The 15,241-nt window shown below is 56.3% G+C and carries 13 protein-coding genes; 7 read left to right on the forward strand and 6 right to left on the reverse strand.

What is annotated here, in order from left to right; all coding sequences use genetic code 11:
• Positions 1-76: 76 nt before the first annotated feature.
• The 3 genes from C6A40_RS05365 to C6A40_RS05375 form a co-directional block, all read right to left on the reverse strand.
• On the reverse strand, positions 77-1,990 hold the full coding sequence (locus tag C6A40_RS05365; protein ID WP_045336155.1) for a DNA topoisomerase III: 1,914 nt from the start codon (positions 1,988-1,990) through the stop codon (positions 77-79).
• Positions 1,991-1,994: 4 nt separating this feature from the next.
• Positions 1,995-3,038 carry a selenide, water dikinase SelD gene (gene selD / locus C6A40_RS05370; protein ID WP_023616289.1) on the reverse strand — a complete coding sequence of 348 codons (1,044 nt, stop codon included), beginning with the start codon at positions 3,036-3,038 and terminating at the stop codon, positions 1,995-1,997.
• 116 nt (positions 3,039-3,154) lie between these two features.
• On the reverse strand, positions 3,155-3,706 hold the full coding sequence (locus C6A40_RS05375) for an NAD(P)H nitroreductase (RefSeq protein WP_023343915.1): 552 nt from the start codon (positions 3,704-3,706) through the stop codon (positions 3,155-3,157).
• Positions 3,707-3,873: 167 nt separating this feature from the next.
• Between C6A40_RS05375 and sppA the strand changes: the two genes are divergently transcribed.
• From sppA to C6A40_RS05400, 4 genes are all read left to right on the forward strand, one after another.
• Positions 3,874-5,730 carry a signal peptide peptidase SppA gene (gene sppA, locus C6A40_RS05385; RefSeq protein WP_032674570.1) on the forward strand — a complete coding sequence of 619 codons (1,857 nt, stop codon included), beginning with the start codon at positions 3,874-3,876 and terminating at the stop codon, positions 5,728-5,730.
• Positions 5,731-5,793: 63 nt separating this feature from the next.
• A complete protein-coding gene (ansA, locus tag C6A40_RS05390) occupies positions 5,794-6,810 on the forward strand; it encodes an asparaginase (protein ID WP_008500705.1) in 1,017 nt (338 codons plus the stop codon).
• A 9-nt stretch (positions 6,811-6,819) separates the two neighbouring features.
• Positions 6,820-7,461: a bifunctional nicotinamidase/pyrazinamidase gene (gene pncA, locus C6A40_RS05395; protein WP_021241052.1), complete on the forward strand. Its 642-nt coding sequence runs from the start codon at positions 6,820-6,822 to the stop codon at positions 7,459-7,461.
• A 219-nt stretch (positions 7,462-7,680) separates the two neighbouring features.
• Positions 7,681-8,934, forward strand: a complete 1,254-nt coding sequence (locus C6A40_RS05400; protein ID WP_045336158.1) for a glycoside hydrolase family 18 protein — start codon at positions 7,681-7,683, stop codon at positions 8,932-8,934.
• A gap of 50 nt (positions 8,935-8,984) precedes the next feature.
• Here the strand turns inward: C6A40_RS05400 and C6A40_RS05405 are convergent, their stop codons facing one another.
• Entirely contained in the window at positions 8,985-9,257 is a 273-nt protein-coding gene (locus tag C6A40_RS05405; protein ID WP_021241050.1) for a YeaC family protein, read from the reverse strand.
• Between the two features lie 41 nt (positions 9,258-9,298).
• Entirely contained in the window at positions 9,299-9,712 is a 414-nt protein-coding gene (gene msrB, locus C6A40_RS05410) for a peptide-methionine (R)-S-oxide reductase MsrB (protein WP_045336160.1), read from the reverse strand.
• 341 nt (positions 9,713-10,053) lie between these two features.
• On the opposite strand from msrB, the gene gapA reads away from it, so the two are divergent.
• Together gapA and C6A40_RS05420 are read left to right on the forward strand one after the other, a co-directional pair.
• Positions 10,054-11,049 (forward strand): glyceraldehyde-3-phosphate dehydrogenase, encoded by a 996-nt coding sequence (gapA, locus tag C6A40_RS05415; protein WP_006809136.1) that lies wholly within the window; start codon positions 10,054-10,056, stop codon positions 11,047-11,049.
• A 72-nt stretch (positions 11,050-11,121) separates the two neighbouring features.
• Positions 11,122-12,006 carry a D-hexose-6-phosphate mutarotase gene (locus C6A40_RS05420; protein WP_021241049.1) on the forward strand — a complete coding sequence of 295 codons (885 nt, stop codon included), beginning with the start codon at positions 11,122-11,124 and terminating at the stop codon, positions 12,004-12,006.
• A gap of 78 nt (positions 12,007-12,084) precedes the next feature.
• On the opposite strand, the gene C6A40_RS05425 is transcribed toward C6A40_RS05420, so the two are convergent.
• Positions 12,085-12,831, reverse strand: a complete 747-nt coding sequence (locus C6A40_RS05425; protein ID WP_045336162.1) for a MipA/OmpV family protein — start codon at positions 12,829-12,831, stop codon at positions 12,085-12,087.
• 431 nt (positions 12,832-13,262) lie between these two features.
• On the opposite strand from C6A40_RS05425, the gene yeaG reads away from it, so the two are divergent.
• Positions 13,263-15,197, forward strand: coding sequence for a protein kinase YeaG (yeaG, locus tag C6A40_RS05430; RefSeq protein WP_008500713.1), 1,935 nt, complete (start codon positions 13,263-13,265; stop codon positions 15,195-15,197).
• Positions 15,198-15,241 lie beyond the last annotated feature (44 nt).

A 15,241-nucleotide genomic window follows, 5' to 3' on the forward strand; every position in this document is an offset into this window, starting at 1 on the left:
TAGCGCCACCGGGCTTTTTTCAGGCCGCAGAGCTGTCTTTCGCCGGGTGGCGGCTTCGCCTGACCCGGCCTACGGGTTAAGAAGCGGCCGCGCTCTTTTTCTTTTTAAACGGTTTCTTCGCGCCACCACCGGGTGCAACCATCCCTCTGAACGTTTTCACCGGCGTGCTGCGCGCCTGATCGATCAGCTGGTAAAGCGTCCCCACCAGCGGCTGCATAAAGTCCTGATAGCGGCACTGCTTCTCGCTGATCTGCGTCAGCACCGATTCCCAGTGCGCGGTCATGTCCGGCCTGGCGGCCAGCTCCGGCAGGGAGTGAATCAGCGCGCGGCCCGGCTCGGTCGAATGGATATAGCGCCCCTTTTTCTCAAGAAAACCGCGCTTAAAGAGCAGCTCGATGATCCCCGCGCGGGTTGCCTCCGTACCCAGACCGTCGGTGGCGCGCAGGATCTTCTTCAGATCTTTATCCTGCACGAACCGGGCGATGCCGGTCATCGCGGAAAGCAGTGTCGCATCGGTAAAATGGCGCGGCGGCTGGGTCTGGCGTTCTACCACTTCCCCTTTCTCGCACAGCAGCTCATCGTCTTTGGCGACCACGGGCAGCGGCGTGCCGTCGTTCTCTTCGTCACGCTCTTTGTTGCCGAGCAGCGTGCGCCAGCCTGCTTCCGCGAGGAAACGGGCTTTGGCGATAAACTTCCCTTTTTCGATTTCCAGCTCGATCACGCATTTGCGGAACACCGCGTCCGGGCAGAACTGCATCAGGTACTGACGGGCGATCAGGTTGTAGACCTTCGCTTCGTTATCCGTCAGGTTGACGCTGCTGGCGCGCGCCGTCGGGATAATCGCGTGGTGGGCGTCCACCTTTTTGTCGTCCCAGCAGCGGTTATGGGTATCTGGGTTCACCACCGGCTGCGGCAGCAGATCCGGCGCGTGCACGCTAATGGCGTTCATCACCGAATGACGACCGGCAAAATGCTCTTCCGGCAGGTACCGGCTATCCGAACGCGGATAGGTGATCAGCTTATGGGTTTCATAGAGCTTCTGGCAGATGTCCAGCACGTTCTGCGCGCTGAGGCCAAAGCGCTTTGCGGCCTCGATCTGCAGGGCCGACAGCGAGAACGGCAGCGGCGCGGGTTCTGATTCCCGTTTATCGTTATAGCTGGTGACGATAGCGGGCTGTCCGGTAATGCGGTTAACCACATGATCCGCCAGCGGACGGTGCAGCAAACGCCCCTCTTCATCCTGATATGACTCGCAGGCATCGCTCGGCTGCCAGACGGCGGTAAAGCGTTCGTCTTTAGGCGTGACGATATGCGCTTTCACTTCAAAGAAATCTTTGGCGACGAAGTTCTCAATCTCTTCATCACGACGCACGACCAGCCCCAGCACCGGCGTCTGCACGCGCCCCACGGAGAGCACGCCCTGATAGCCCGCGTTGCGCCCGAGGATGGTGTAGGCGCGGGTCATGTTGATACCGTACAGCCAGTCGGCGCGGGCACGCGCGAGCGCCGAGACGCACAGCGGAATAAACTCGCTGTTGGCGCGCAGGCGCGAGATCGCACGCTCCACCGCCTGCGGGTTGAGGTCGTTGATCAGGCAGCGCTGCACCTGCTGGCGCTTTTCCGGCGCCAGTTCAAGATAGTCCAGCACCTCATCCACCAGCAGCTGTCCTTCCCTGTCCGGGTCACCCGCGTGCACGATTTCATCGGCTTCATGCAGGAAGCGCTTGATCACGTTGAGCTGTTTGGTCACCGAAGGTCGGGGCTGCAGGCGCCATTTTTCCGGCACGATGGGCAGATCGTTTAAATTCCAGCGGGCGTAGCGGCTGTCATAGACATCCGGCTGCGCCTGCTCAAGCAGGTGACCGATACACCAGGTAACCACCTGCCCGTTACCGCATTCGATAAAGCCGTCGCCTTTGCGATGCGGCTTGGGCAGCACATCGGCAATGGCACGGGCCAGGCTCGGCTTTTCGGCAATAAACAACCGCATCGAATTAACGGATCTCAATCATCGGTCGGCCACCGCGCGCGGTCACCAGCTCGCCGATCGCCGTCAGGGTAATGCCGAACTCGGCGGCCGTGGCCTGAACCTCGGCTTCGGATTCCGGCGTGACCGCCAGCAGCAGGCCGCCGGAGGTTTGCGGATCGCACAGCAGGTTGCGCCATTCTTCTGGCATTTCGCCCATCAGGTGACCATAGCTGGCGAAGTTACGCTGGGTACCGCCCGGGACCGCGCCCTGAGCAATATACTCTTCCACGCCCGGTAGCTTCGGCACGTCCTGATACCAGACCTGCGCCTGCACACCCGCGCCCTGACACACTTCGGAGAGGTGCCCCAGCAGACCAAAACCGGTCACGTCGGTCATCGCCTTCACGCCGTCGATATTGGCGAACGCCGCACCCGCGAGGTTCATCTGGCACATGACTTCGGTTGCCAGACCCTGGTGCTCTGGCTTCAGCAGGGATTTTTTCTCGGCGGTGGTCAGCACGCCAATGCCCAGCGGCTTGGTGAGGAACAGCTTGCAGCCCGCCTGCGCGGTACTGTTGCGCTTCACGCGCTCGGTCGGGACCACGCCGGTAACGGCCAGGCCGAAGATAGGCTCCGGCGCATCGATAGAGTGACCACCGGCCAGCGCAATCCCCGCCTGCTGGCAGGCGAAACGGCCGCCATCAATCACTTCACGGGCTACTTCCGGCGGGATGGTGTTGATCGGCCAGCCCAGAATAGCGATCGCCATAATCGGTTTGCCGCCCATGGCGAAGATATCGCTGATGGCGTTAGTGGCCGCAATACGCCCGAAATCGAACGGGTTGTCGACAATCGGCATAAAGAAGTCGGTGGTGCTGATAATGCTGGTGCCGTTACCCAGGTCATAAACCGCTGCATCGTCACGCGTTTCGTTGCCGACAAGCAGGTTCGGGTCGACAAACTTCGCCTGTTCGCTGTGCAGGATGGTCTCCAGCACTTTAGGGGAAATTTTACAACCGCAACCGGCTCCGTGGCTGTACTGCGTTAAACGAATGGTTTGCTCGCTCATGGACGTCTCCTGTCATCTCAATCGCGCTATGGTAGCGCTCATTCCATAAAGAGGTAAGTATGACTGTCTGAATTCTGCGGCAGATGCTCAGAATCCAGACAGTTTAGCGTGCGTTATCAGAAGCGGCTGACGAAAGGCGTGGTGTCCGGCACGCTGATAGTGCTGGAGGCTTTAAGCTGCGGAGTACCGAGATAGAGGAAACCGACAATTTTGTCATGCTCACCGCAGGCAAAACCGTCCCGGACCGCCGGGCTTTCGGTCAGCGCACCGGTGCGCCAGATACCGTTAAAGCCTTGCGCGACGGCGGCCATCTGCATCGCCATCACCGCACAGCCCGCAGACATTTCCTGTTCCCAGACCGGGACTTTATGATCCGCCTGGCATTTTGCCACGACAGCGATGATCATCGGGGCGCGGAACGGGGCATTACGCGCCTTCTCGATTCCTTTCTCATCCTGCCCTGCGGCCACCGCTCCCTGCTCCAGCAGTTTACTGAAACGATCGCGGCCTTCGCCTTCAATCACAAAGAAGTGCCACGGCTGCAGCGTGCCATGATCGGGGGCACGCATGCCGGCACGCAGAATGTTCTCCAGCTGCTCGCCTGCCGGGGCAGGTTCGGCCAGACGGGAAGCGCTACGGCGGTTAACAAGCAGTTCGAGTGCGTCCATTGGTTAACTCCTTTCTTGAAATTTACTCACAAAATTAACACGACGGCAGATTTTGTTACAGCCTGGCAGGCGATTCCTGCTGACAAGTGGCGGTTGGGTCATTACGATAACCCAACATTACCGTCCAGTGGCGACGGAAACAGTCATTTTCTGGTTAGGGAGAATACATGCGAACCCTTTGGCGAATTATTGCCGGTTTCTTTAAATGGACGTGGCGACTGCTCAACTTCGTCCGCAACCTGGTGATGAACATCTTCTTCATCTTCCTGGTTCTGGTTTGCGCGGGCATCTGGATGCACATCAGCAACGCAAATCAGGCGCAGCATTCGACTCGCGGGGCCCTGTTACTCGATATCACCGGCGTCATCGTTGATAAACCGTCAGCCAGCAACCGTCTGGGTGTGATCAGTCGCCAGCTGTTTGGCGCCACGTCCGACCGCCTGCAGGAAAACTCCCTGTTCGATATCGTCGATGCCATCCGTCAGGCGAAAGATGACCGCAACATCACCGGCATCGTGCTGGATCTGAAAGATTTTGCTGGCGGCGACCAGCCGTCTATGCAGTACATCGGTAAAGCGCTGCGCGAATTCCGCGACAGCGGCAAGCCGGTCATTGCCGTGGGCGACAGCTACAGCCAGGGGCAATATTATCTGGCGAGCTTCGCCAATAAGATCTGGCTCTCCCCACAGGGTACGGTCGATCTGCACGGCTTTGCCACCAACGGCCTGTACTACAAATCGCTGCTCGACAAGCTGAAGGTTACCACCCACGTCTTCCGCGTCGGCACGTACAAATCCGCCGTGGAGCCGTTTATCCGCGACGATATGTCACCTGCCGCCCGCGAAGCGGACAGCCGCTGGATTGGCGAGCTGTGGCAGAACTATCTCGGCACCGTTGCCGCGAACCGTCAGATTACGCCTGAGCAGGTGTTCCCTGGCGCGCAGGGCGTGCTGGAAGGCCTGCGTAAGGTTGACGGCGATACCGCGAAATATGCGCTCGATAACAAACTGGTTGATGCCCTGGGCACCAGCGCCGAGATTGAAAAATCCCTGAGCAAACAGTTTGGCTGGAGCAAAGAGGACAAAAATTACAGCGCCATCAGCATGTATGATTACTCGACGAAGAAACCGGATGAGAACGGGGACAGCGTCGCGGTGGTCTTTGCCAACGGTGCGATCATGGACGGTCAGGAGACCCCGGGGAACGTGGGCGGCGACACCACCGCGTCACAAATCCGCGATGCGCGCCTCGATCCGAAAGTGAAGGCGATTGTCCTGCGGGTCAACAGCCCTGGCGGTAGCGTCAGCGCCTCCGAAGTGATCCGCGCTGAACTGGCCGCGGCCCGCGCCGCCGGTAAGCCGGTCGTCGTCTCAATGGGCGGAATGGCCGCCTCCGGGGGGTACTGGATCTCCACGCCAGCCAACTACATCGTGGCGAACCCAAGCACGCTCACCGGCTCGATTGGCATCTTCGGGGTGATCAACACCGTAGAAAACAGCCTGGATTCTCTGGGCGTGCATACTGACGGCGTAGCGACCTCTCCGCTCGCGGATGTCGCGGTGACCAAATCCCTGCCGCCGGAAGTCTCTGAGATGATGCAGCTCAGCATTGAGAACGGCTATAAACGCTTTATCACCCTGGTCGCCGACTCGCGCAAAAAGACGCCTGAGCAGATCGACCAGATTGCGCAGGGCCACGTCTGGACCGGTCAGGATGCGAAGAGCAACGGACTGGTGGACAGCCTGGGCGACTTCGATGACGCGGTGAAGAAAGCCGCCGAACTGGCGAAGCTGAAGCAGTGGCATATCGAGTATTACCAGGACGAACCGTCGTTCTTCGATATGGTCATGGACAGCATGTCCGGCTCGGTACGCGCCATGCTGCCGGAGGCGCTGCAGGCTTATCTGCCTGCGCCGGTCGCCACGGCGGCAAAAGCGATGAAGGCAGAAAGCGATAAGCTTGCGGCCTTTAACGATCCACAGAGTCGTTACGCGTTTTGCCTGACCTGCGCGAACGTCCGTTAAAAACCGTCCCCTCTTCCTACGAAGAGGGGATTTTTTTCTTTTGAAGAACAAGAACTCACTACCATGCAGAAGAAATCGATTTATGTAGCCTACACTGGCGGTACCATCGGTATGCAGCGCTCTGAAAACGGCTATATCCCCGTCTCCGGCCACCTGCAGCGTCAGCTTGCGCTGATGCCCGAATTCCACCGTCCGGAAATGCCTGACTTCACCATCCACGAATACGAGCCGCTGATGGACTCCTCCGACATGACGCCGGAAGACTGGCAGCACATCGCGGATGATATTAAAGCCCATTACGACCAGTACGACGGCTTCGTGATCCTGCACGGTACCGACACCATGGCGTTTACCGCCTCGGCGCTCTCCTTCATGCTGGAGAACCTGAGCAAGCCGGTTATCGTCACCGGATCGCAAATTCCGCTGGCGGAGCTGCGCTCTGACGGGCAGATCAACCTGCTGAACTCCCTGTACGTGGCGGCGAATTACCCGATTAACGAAGTGTCGTTGTTCTTTAACAACCGTCTGTATCGCGGGAACCGCACCACCAAAGCCCACGCCGACGGCTTTGACGCCTTTGCCTCACCCAACCTGCAGCCGCTGCTGGAGGCCGGGATTCATATCCGCCGTCTGGGAACCCCTCCTGCGCCGAACACAGCGGGCGAGCTGATTGTGCATCCGATTACCCCGCAACCGATTGGCGTGGTGACCATTTATCCGGGTATCTCTGCGGACGTGGTGCGTAACTTCCTGCGCCAGCCGGTGAAGGCGCTGATCCTGCGCTCCTATGGCGTGGGCAATGCGCCGCAAAACGGCGAGTTTCTGAAAGAGCTTCAGGAAGCCAGCGAGCGCGGAATTGTGGTGGTAAACCTGACCCAGTGTATGTCCGGTAAAGTGAATATGGGCGGCTATGCCACCGGCAACGCGCTGGCGCATGCGGGCGTGATCAGCGGTTTCGATATGACCGTTGAGGCAACGCTGACTAAACTTCACTATTTATTGAGTCAGGATCTGGACATTCAGTCCATTCGCAGCGCGATGATGCAAAACCTGCGCGGCGAACTGACACCTGACGAATAAGGAGGTCTCATGAAGCAACGCGCCCTGCTCCTGGTCGATTTGCAAAATGATTTCTGCGCGGGCGGTGCGCTGGCCGTCGCCGAAGGTGACAGCACCGTTGACGTGGCCAACACGCTGATTGACTGGTGCAAAGCCCGTGGTGAAGCAGTTGTCGCAAGCCAGGACTGGCACCCGGCAAATCACGGCAGCTTTGCCAGCCAGCACAATGTCGAGCCCTTCACCCAGGGTGAACTCGACGGGCTGGCGCAAACTTTCTGGCCGGATCACTGCGTACAGCAAACGGAAGGCGCGGAGTTACATCCGCTCCTGAACCAGAAAGCCATCGACGCGGTGTTCCATAAAGGTGAAAACCCGGCTATCGACAGCTATAGCGCGTTTTTTGATAACGGGCATCGCCAGAAAACGGCGCTGGACGCCTGGTTACGTCACCATGAAATCACCGAGCTGATTGTGCTGGGGCTGGCAACGGACTACTGCGTGAAGTTCACCGTGCTGGATGCGCTTCAGCTTGGCTACACCGTCAGCGTCATCACCGACGGCTGCCGCGGGGTGAACATTCACCCGCAGGACAGCGCTCAGGCGTTTATGGATATGGCTGCGGAAGGCGCGACGCTGTATACGCTCGAAGACTGGCTGGAAACGCAGGCGTAGTCTTTTAAGCCGGGTGGCGGCTGCGCCTTACCCGGCCGACTTCTTTGGTTTTAGGCCGGGTAAGCGTCAGCGCCACCCGGCAAAACTCCCCCTCCGATCCCCATAAAGTGAACTCCCTCGCAACCTCAGCGAAGCGGCAATGCTATTCTCTTCAGGCTGTTTTTTCGCCACGCCTTTTCCGTGGCGTGGTTATTTTTATTAAGTCAAAGAGGAACTTGTATGAAACGTTTGCCCTTGCTGGCAGCCTTACCCTTGCTTTGCGCGTCAGTTGCCTCCGCCAGTTCCCTGATGTCCGTGGGCTACTTTAACGGAGGTGGCGACGTCACCGCCGGACCGGGTGGCGATATCAATAAGCTGGACGTTCGCCAGATCACCCACCTGAACTACTCGTTTGGTCTGGTCTATAACGACGAAAAAGACGAAACCAACGCCGCGCTGAAAGATCCGGCGAAGCTGCATCAAATCTGGCTATCGCCAAAAGTGGCGTCCGATCTGGCCTTAATCCCCACGCTGCGTAAGCAAAACCCAAATCTTAAGGTCCTGCTCTCCGTCGGCGGCTGGGGCGCGCGTGGTTTCTCTGGCGCAGCAGCAACCCAAGAGAGCCGCACGGTGTTCATCCGCTCCGCGCAGGAGATTGTTGAAAAATATGGTCTGGACGGGATCGACCTCGACTGGGAGTATCCGGTCAACGGTGCCTGGGGCCTGGTGGCAAGCCAGCCCGCCGACAGGGATAACTTTACCGCCCTGCTGAAGGAGATGCGCGACGCGTTCGGGCATAAAAAGCTGGTGACCATTGCGGTAGGCGCGAACGCGGAAAGTCCGAAAAGCTGGGTGGATGTGAAAGCCATTGCCCCCCTGCTCGATTACATCAACCTGATGACCTACGACATGGCGTACGGCACGCAGTATTTCAATGCCAACCTGTACGACTCCAGCGCCTGGCCGACGGTGGCCGCCGCGGACAAATACAGCGTCGATTTTGTGGTGAACAACTATCTGGCCGCCGGGCTGAAGCCGCAGCAGATGAATCTCGGGATTGGTTTCTATGGCCGCGTGCCGAAACGCGCCGTGGAGCCGGGCATTGACTGGACGAAACCCGATGCGCAAAAAAATCCGGCCACTCAGCCCTACTTCGGGCCGCAGGAGATCGGGTTGTTCAAGTCGCTCGGCTACGACCTGACCAAAGATACCTACGTGAAGTACAACGATATCGTCAAAAAGCTGCTGAACGATCCGCAGAAACGCTTTACCGAGCACTGGGACGACCAGGCGAAAGTGCCGTGGCTTTCGGTGAAGGGTGCCGATGGCAACGCGCTGTTTGCGATTTCGTATGAGAACCCGCGATCCGTGGCGATCAAAGCGGACTACATCAAAGAGAAAGGTCTCGCCGGGGCGATGTTCTGGGAGTACGGCGCGGATGATGAAAACCAGTTAGCGAAGCAGCTGGCGGCGTCGCTCGGGATCCCGCACTAAAGTGTAGCGTGCCGGGTGGCGCTAGCGCTTACCCGGCCTACATGAGAGCATTATTTGAAAGTCGCAATCGGCTTCGGGGTGATACCAAAGTCCTCTTTCAGCTCACGCTTGCTCTTCATCACCATTTGACCATGGGTGTCGATCGTCATGTGCTGCGCGTCGGTGTTGTTGCGCGCCTGCCACAGCATCACCAGCTGCAGGCTGTTTTCTTTCTGCTCCGGGGTCAGCGCGACGCCATCGGGCCATTTTCCCAGCTCTACGGCGGTGACCAGACGCTGATAAATCTCCGGCGTCATACCGCTAATCATGTCTTCAATATTCACAATCCCGCCCTTTTAAAGGAATAATTTGCTGAATCGTTTTTTCAACCCTTGATCTGGTCGCCGTTTTCGTCGTCAGTGAAGCTCATTGAGGCTGAATTCACGCAGAAACGCTCGCCCGTTGGCTGAGGGCCATCCGGGAAGACGTGTCCAAGGTGCGCATCGCAGTTGCCGCAGCGAATTTCGGTGCGCACCATACCGTAGGACGAGTCGGTCAGATAGCGGATAGCCTCATCGCTCACCGGCTCGTAAAAGCTCGGCCAGCCGCAGCCCGAATCAAATTTCGTTTGGGAATTGAACAGCGGAGCATCACAGACCAGGCAGTGGTAGACGCCGTCTCGCTTGTTGTGCAGTAAACGCCCGGTGAACGGCGGTTCCGTCCCGTGGTTTTGCGTCACGTAAAACTGCATTTCTGTGAGGTTTTTTTTCAAATCGTCGGGGTTACGTTGGTTCGACATATGCTTACATCTCGCTGTAGAAACAGACATCTTTTACCCCGCATTCTAACAAAACATTAACACCCTTGCGTGCACTTTTGATCTAAACTTATGTGTCGCGAAAAGGCGGTCAGGCAATTGTGATCATATTCACATTTTTATCCTGCGAGGACTTTAAAATTCCGGGCGCAGCCCCCATGTGGTTGCAAGCTCAAAGGGAAAGTGAGGCGAGTCAGTCGCACAAACGTTAGTCACAGGATTGATTTGTCGCAATGATTGACACGATTCCGCTTGACGCTGCGTAAGGTTTTTGTAATTTTACAGGCAACCTTTTATTCACTAACAAATAGCTGGTGGAATATATGACTATCAAAGTAGGTATCAACGGTTTTGGCCGTATCGGCCGTATTGTTTTCCGTGCTGCTCAGAAACGTTCTGACATCGAAATCGTTGGTATCAACGATCTCCTGGACGCTGAATACATGGCGTACATGCTGAAGTACGACTCAACTCACGGTCGTTTCGACGGCACCGTTGAAGTGAAAGACGGCCACCTGGTTGTAAATGGCAAAACCATCCGCGTTACTGCTGAGAAAGACCCAGCTAACCTGAAATGGAACGAAATTGGTGTTGACGTTGTTGCTGAAGCAACCGGTATCTTCCTGACCGACGAAACTGCACGTAAACACATCACTGCGGGTGCGAAGAAAGTTGTTCTGACGGGTCCTTCCAAAGACAACACTCCAATGTTCGTTCGTGGTGCAAACTTCGAAACTTACGCTGGCCAGGACATCGTTTCCAACGCATCCTGCACCACCAACTGCCTGGCACCGCTGGCTAAAGTTATCAACGACAACTTCGGCATCATCGAAGGTCTGATGACTACCGTTCACGCAACCACCGCTACTCAGAAAACCGTTGATGGCCCGTCTCACAAAGACTGGCGCGGCGGCCGTGGCGCGGCTCAGAACATCATCCCATCCTCTACCGGTGCGGCTAAAGCTGTAGGTAAAGTACTGCCAGAACTGAATGGCAAACTGACTGGTATGGCGTTCCGCGTTCCAACTCCTAACGTATCCGTTGTTGACCTGACCGTTCGTCTGGAAAAAGCTGCTTCTTATGAAGAAATTAAGAAAGCAATCAAAGCTGCTTCCGAAGGCCCAATGAAAGGCGTTCTGGGTTACACCGAAGACGACGTTGTTTCTACCGATTTCAACGGCGAAGTGTGCACTTCCGTGTTCGATGCTAAAGCTGGTATCGCACTGAACGACAACTTCGTTAAACTGGTATCCTGGTACGACAACGAAACCGGCTACTCTAACAAAGTACTGGACCTGATCGCTCACATCTCCAAATAAGTTGAGATGAGTGTTTGATCCAAAAAGGCGACTTCGGTCGCCTTTTTTATTTATAAGACAGAGGATTGCTTAATGATTAATAAAATTTTTGCACTTCCGGTAGTCGAACAACTTACCCCTGTGCTCTCCCGCCGCCAGATTGACGGTGCTGACGTTATCGTCGTTGACCATCCGCGCGTTAAGGCCTCCGTGGCGCTGAACGGCGCCCACCTGCTCTCCTGGAAGCCGGAGGGTGAAGTTGAGGGATTGTGGCTCAGTGATGCGACCTCCTTCAAAAAAGGGGCTGCAATCCGTGGTGGCGTACCGATCTGCTGGCCGTGGTTCGGCCCGTCCGCACAGCCGGGTTTGCCTTCTCACGGTTTTGCCCGTAACCAGCAGTGGACCCTGAAAGCGCATAACGAAGACGACAGCGGCGCCGTGCTGACCTTTGAGCTGCAGGCTAATGACGAAACCCGCGCCCTGTGGCCGCACGATTTCACCCTGTACGCCCGCTTTAAGCTGGGTAAAACCTGTGAAATCGAACTGGAAGCCCACGGCGAGTTCGAAACCACCTCCGCCCTGCACACCTATTTCAACGTGGGTGACATCAGCGCTGTGAAGGTGAGTGGCCTTGGCGATACCTTTATCGATAAAGTCGACAACGCGAAAGAAGGCAAACTCAGCGACGGCGTTCAGGCGTTTCCTGACCGTACCGACCGCGTCTATCTGCATCCGGAAGCATGCAGCATGATCCACGACGGTGCCCTGAACCGCGGCATTGAGGTAGTACATCACCATCACAGCAACGTGGTGGGCTGGAACCCGGGTCCTGCACTGTCTGTCAGCATGGCCGACGTGCCTGACGACGGTTATAAAACGTTTGTCTGCGTGGAAACGGCCTGCGTGACTACCCCGCAGAAAGCGAGTGAAGAAAAGCCATCTCGTTTAGGGCAGACGATCCGCATTATTAAGCGATAATCTCGCTGCACCACACTGAAGCAAACGGGGCGCAAGCGCCCCGTTTTGATGCACCAATTGCACAATATAAGTGCGCAATCAGAACTTGTAGGTCACACCGACAGAGAAGATGCCTGCCCAGGACTTATCGACCATCGGGCTGTCTTTCACTTCATCGCTCAGACGCTCATAACGGCCAGTACCGTACACGCTCCAGTCGCCAAGGAAGTTATAGCTCGCGGTCAGCTCCAGGTACGGATCCCAGCCGTCATCTGCGTTGTAGCTCTTCAGACCGCTACGACGGGACTCGTTTTTAGAGACGCCATAATAGTAGTCATTGTAGTTCTCGCTGTTGTACTGCACACCAATACCCGGCGTCAGGGTCAGACCACCGTTGGTGTAACGGTACAGCCACGCCAGATCCCAGATAAAGCCGTTGCTGTTATCCAGCGTATCGCCTGCCAGGGCCGTACGCAGGAAGCCATACTGGGTGTTATGCACATAAGAGAGGCCGGCCATCATCGAGCTTTTACGCTTGTCGAGCTGGCGAAGCGCGTGGCTGTCGCTGTCACCCGGCTTGAAGTGCGTAGGATCGTAGTACGCCATGATGGAAAGCTTATCGGCCGTATCGTTCCACAGATAGTAGCCGCCGCCGAGCCCACGGAACCAGACGTTATCGCCTTCATAGGTGATAACCGGGACAGGATAAACATCACGGTCATACTGTTTGTACGGGCTGTTAATGACGCCAACACCCGCGCCAACCGTCCACTGACTTTCCGCCTGTGCGGTGCTTACTGCGGTCGCGGCAAGGATGCCTAATGCCAGAAGTTTGAGTTTGGTCACAATCCATTCTTTCCTGTAGTCAAATAATCAGCGGGTGAAGTGTAACCGCCATTCCCGTACATCCCAAAATTTTTTGCCTGCTAATCAGTCTGATTAACCCATTATTTTTAACTTATCAGATGACAACCGGCTTTCATTTACATGACCGCTGAATGAAAAATGTGCTTTTGCCTTATTACCAGAGTGGAAATTTTTGGATGAGTTATTGATATGTCATTGAAAGTAGATTTTATGGGCATGCAAGTTTTGCAAATGCCATCTACGCTTTAATTTAAGAAGAGTTTTCCTGAACACCCTGCGGTTCTTAGCGTCTGACCTGGCACACAGGTTGCTGCTCTGGCAGTGAGGTGCGAGAGATTCTCTTCCGGGAGCCTCCACTACTCATACGAACGGCTCTTATCCTGTGCTAAAAAACGAAAGGACGGCATGCCATGAATATATTCGATCACTATCGCCAGCGCTATGAAGCTGCCAAGGACGAAGAGTTCACACTGCAGGAGTTTCTTACCATCTGTCGGCAAGATCGCAGTGCCTATGCCAATGCGGCAGAACGGCTATTGATGGCTATTGGTGAGCCAAACATGGTTGACACTGCCCTGGAACCCCGGCTTTCCCGTCTCTTTTCGAATCGGGTGGTCGCCCGATACCCGGCGTTTGAAGAGTTCTATGGCATGGAAGATGCCATAGAGCAGATTGTCTCCTACCTGAAGCATGCCGCTCAGGGTCTGGAAGAGAAGAAACAGATCCTCTATTTACTCGGCCCCGTGGGCGGCGGTAAATCCTCGCTGGCGGAACGCCTGAAGTCGCTGATGCAGCGCGTGCCTATCTATGTGCTGAGCGCCAACGGCGAGCGCAGCCCGGTGAATGACCACCCGCTGTGCTTGTTCAATCCGCAGGAAGATGCGCAGATTCTGGATAAAGAGTACGGCATCCCGCGTCGCTACCTCGGCACCATCATGTCGCCGTGGGCGGCAAAACGCCTGCATGAGTTTGGTGGCGACATCACCAAATTCCGCGTGGTGAAAGTCTGGCCGTCTATCCTGGAACAGATCGCCATCGCCAAAACGGAACCCGGTGATGAGAACAACCAGGATATTTCGGCGCTGGTCGGTAAGGTCGACATCCGCAAGCTGGAAAACTTCGCGCAAAACGACCCGGATGCCTACGGTTACTCCGGCGCGCTGTGCCGGGCTAACCAGGGGATTATGGAATTCGTCGAGATGTTTAAAGCGCCCATCAAGGTGCTGCATCCGCTGCTGACGGCCACTCAGGAAGGAAACTACAACGGGACGGAAGGTATCTCCGCCCTGCCGTTTAACGGGATCATTCTTGCCCACTCGAACGAATCTGAATGGGTGACCTTCCGTAACAACAAAAACAATGAGGCTTTCCTTGACCGCGTGTACATCGTTAAGGTGCCTTACTGCCTGCGGATCTCCGAAGAGATCAAAATTTACGAGAAACTGCTTAACCACAGTGAGCTGGTGCATGCGCCGTGCGCGCCGGGCACGCTGGAAACGCTGTCTCGCTTCTCCATCCTGTCGCGCCTGAAAGAGCCGGAAAACTCCAGCATCTACTCGAAAATGCGCGTCTATGACGGTGAGAGCCTGAAGGATACCGATCCGAAAGCGAAGTCGTATCAGGAGTATCGCGACTACGCCGGGGTGGATGAAGGGATGAACGGTCTGTCCACGCGCTTCGCGTTTAAGATCCTCTCCCGCGTCTTTAACTTCGACCATGCGGAAGTGGCGGCCAACCCGGTGCATCTGTTCTACGTGCTGGAGCAGCAAATCGAGCGCGAGCAGTTCCCGCAGGAGCAGGCTGAACGCTACCTTGAGTTCCTGAAAGGTTACCTGATCCCGAAATACGCCGAGTTCATTGGCAAAGAGATCCAGACGGCCTACCTGGAATCCTATTCAGAATACGGGCAGAACATTTTTGACCGTTATGTCACCTACGCTGACTTCTGGATCCAGGATCAGGAGTACCGCGACCCGGATACCGGCCAGCTGTTTGACCGTGAATCCCTGAACGCGGAGCTGGAAAAAATCGAGAAGCCTGCCGGGATCAGCAACCCGAAAGATTTCCGTAATGAGATTGTGAACTTCGTCCTGCGCGCCAGAGCGCATAACAACGGGCGCAATCCGAACTGGACCAGCTACGAGAAGCTGCGCACGGTCATTGAGAAGAAAATGTTCTCCAATACCGAAGAGCTGCTGCCGGTGATCTCGTTTAACGCCAAAACCTCAACCGATGAACAGAAAAAACACGACGATTTTGTCGACCGTATGATGGAAAAAGGCTACACCCGCAAACAGGTCCGCCTGCTCTGCGAATGGTACCTGCGCGTGCGTAAATCGTCTTAAAACAAGTGCCCGGCGGCGGTTAGCGCCTGCCGGGCCTACAAAAT

It is taken from the genome of Enterobacter sp. GER_MD16_1505_Eko_090 (assembly GCF_003331015.1).
Lineage (GTDB): Bacteria > Pseudomonadota > Gammaproteobacteria > Enterobacterales > Enterobacteriaceae > Enterobacter > Enterobacter roggenkampii.

Excerpts from the sequence above, each read along its gene's own strand:
- C6A40_RS05365 (WP_045336155.1), bottom strand. The coding sequence starts at position 1,990 with ATGCGGTTGTTTATTGCCGAAAAGCCGAGCCTGGCCCGTGCCATTGCC.
- selD (WP_023616289.1), bottom strand. The coding sequence starts at position 3,038 with ATGAGCGAGCAAACCATTCGTTTAACGCAGTACAGCCACGGAGCCGGT.
- C6A40_RS05375 (WP_023343915.1), bottom strand. The coding sequence starts at position 3,706 with ATGGACGCACTCGAACTGCTTGTTAACCGCCGTAGCGCTTCCCGTCTG.
- sppA (WP_032674570.1), top strand. The coding sequence starts at position 3,874 with ATGCGAACCCTTTGGCGAATTATTGCCGGTTTCTTTAAATGGACGTGG.
- ansA (WP_008500705.1), top strand. The coding sequence starts at position 5,794 with ATGCAGAAGAAATCGATTTATGTAGCCTACACTGGCGGTACCATCGGT.
- pncA (WP_021241052.1), top strand. The coding sequence starts at position 6,820 with ATGAAGCAACGCGCCCTGCTCCTGGTCGATTTGCAAAATGATTTCTGC.
- C6A40_RS05400 (WP_045336158.1), top strand. The coding sequence starts at position 7,681 with ATGAAACGTTTGCCCTTGCTGGCAGCCTTACCCTTGCTTTGCGCGTCA.
- msrB (WP_045336160.1), bottom strand. The coding sequence starts at position 9,712 with ATGTCGAACCAACGTAACCCCGACGATTTGAAAAAAAACCTCACAGAA.
- gapA (WP_006809136.1), top strand. The coding sequence starts at position 10,054 with ATGACTATCAAAGTAGGTATCAACGGTTTTGGCCGTATCGGCCGTATT.
- C6A40_RS05420 (WP_021241049.1), top strand. The coding sequence starts at position 11,122 with ATGATTAATAAAATTTTTGCACTTCCGGTAGTCGAACAACTTACCCCT.
- yeaG (WP_008500713.1), top strand. The coding sequence starts at position 13,263 with ATGAATATATTCGATCACTATCGCCAGCGCTATGAAGCTGCCAAGGAC.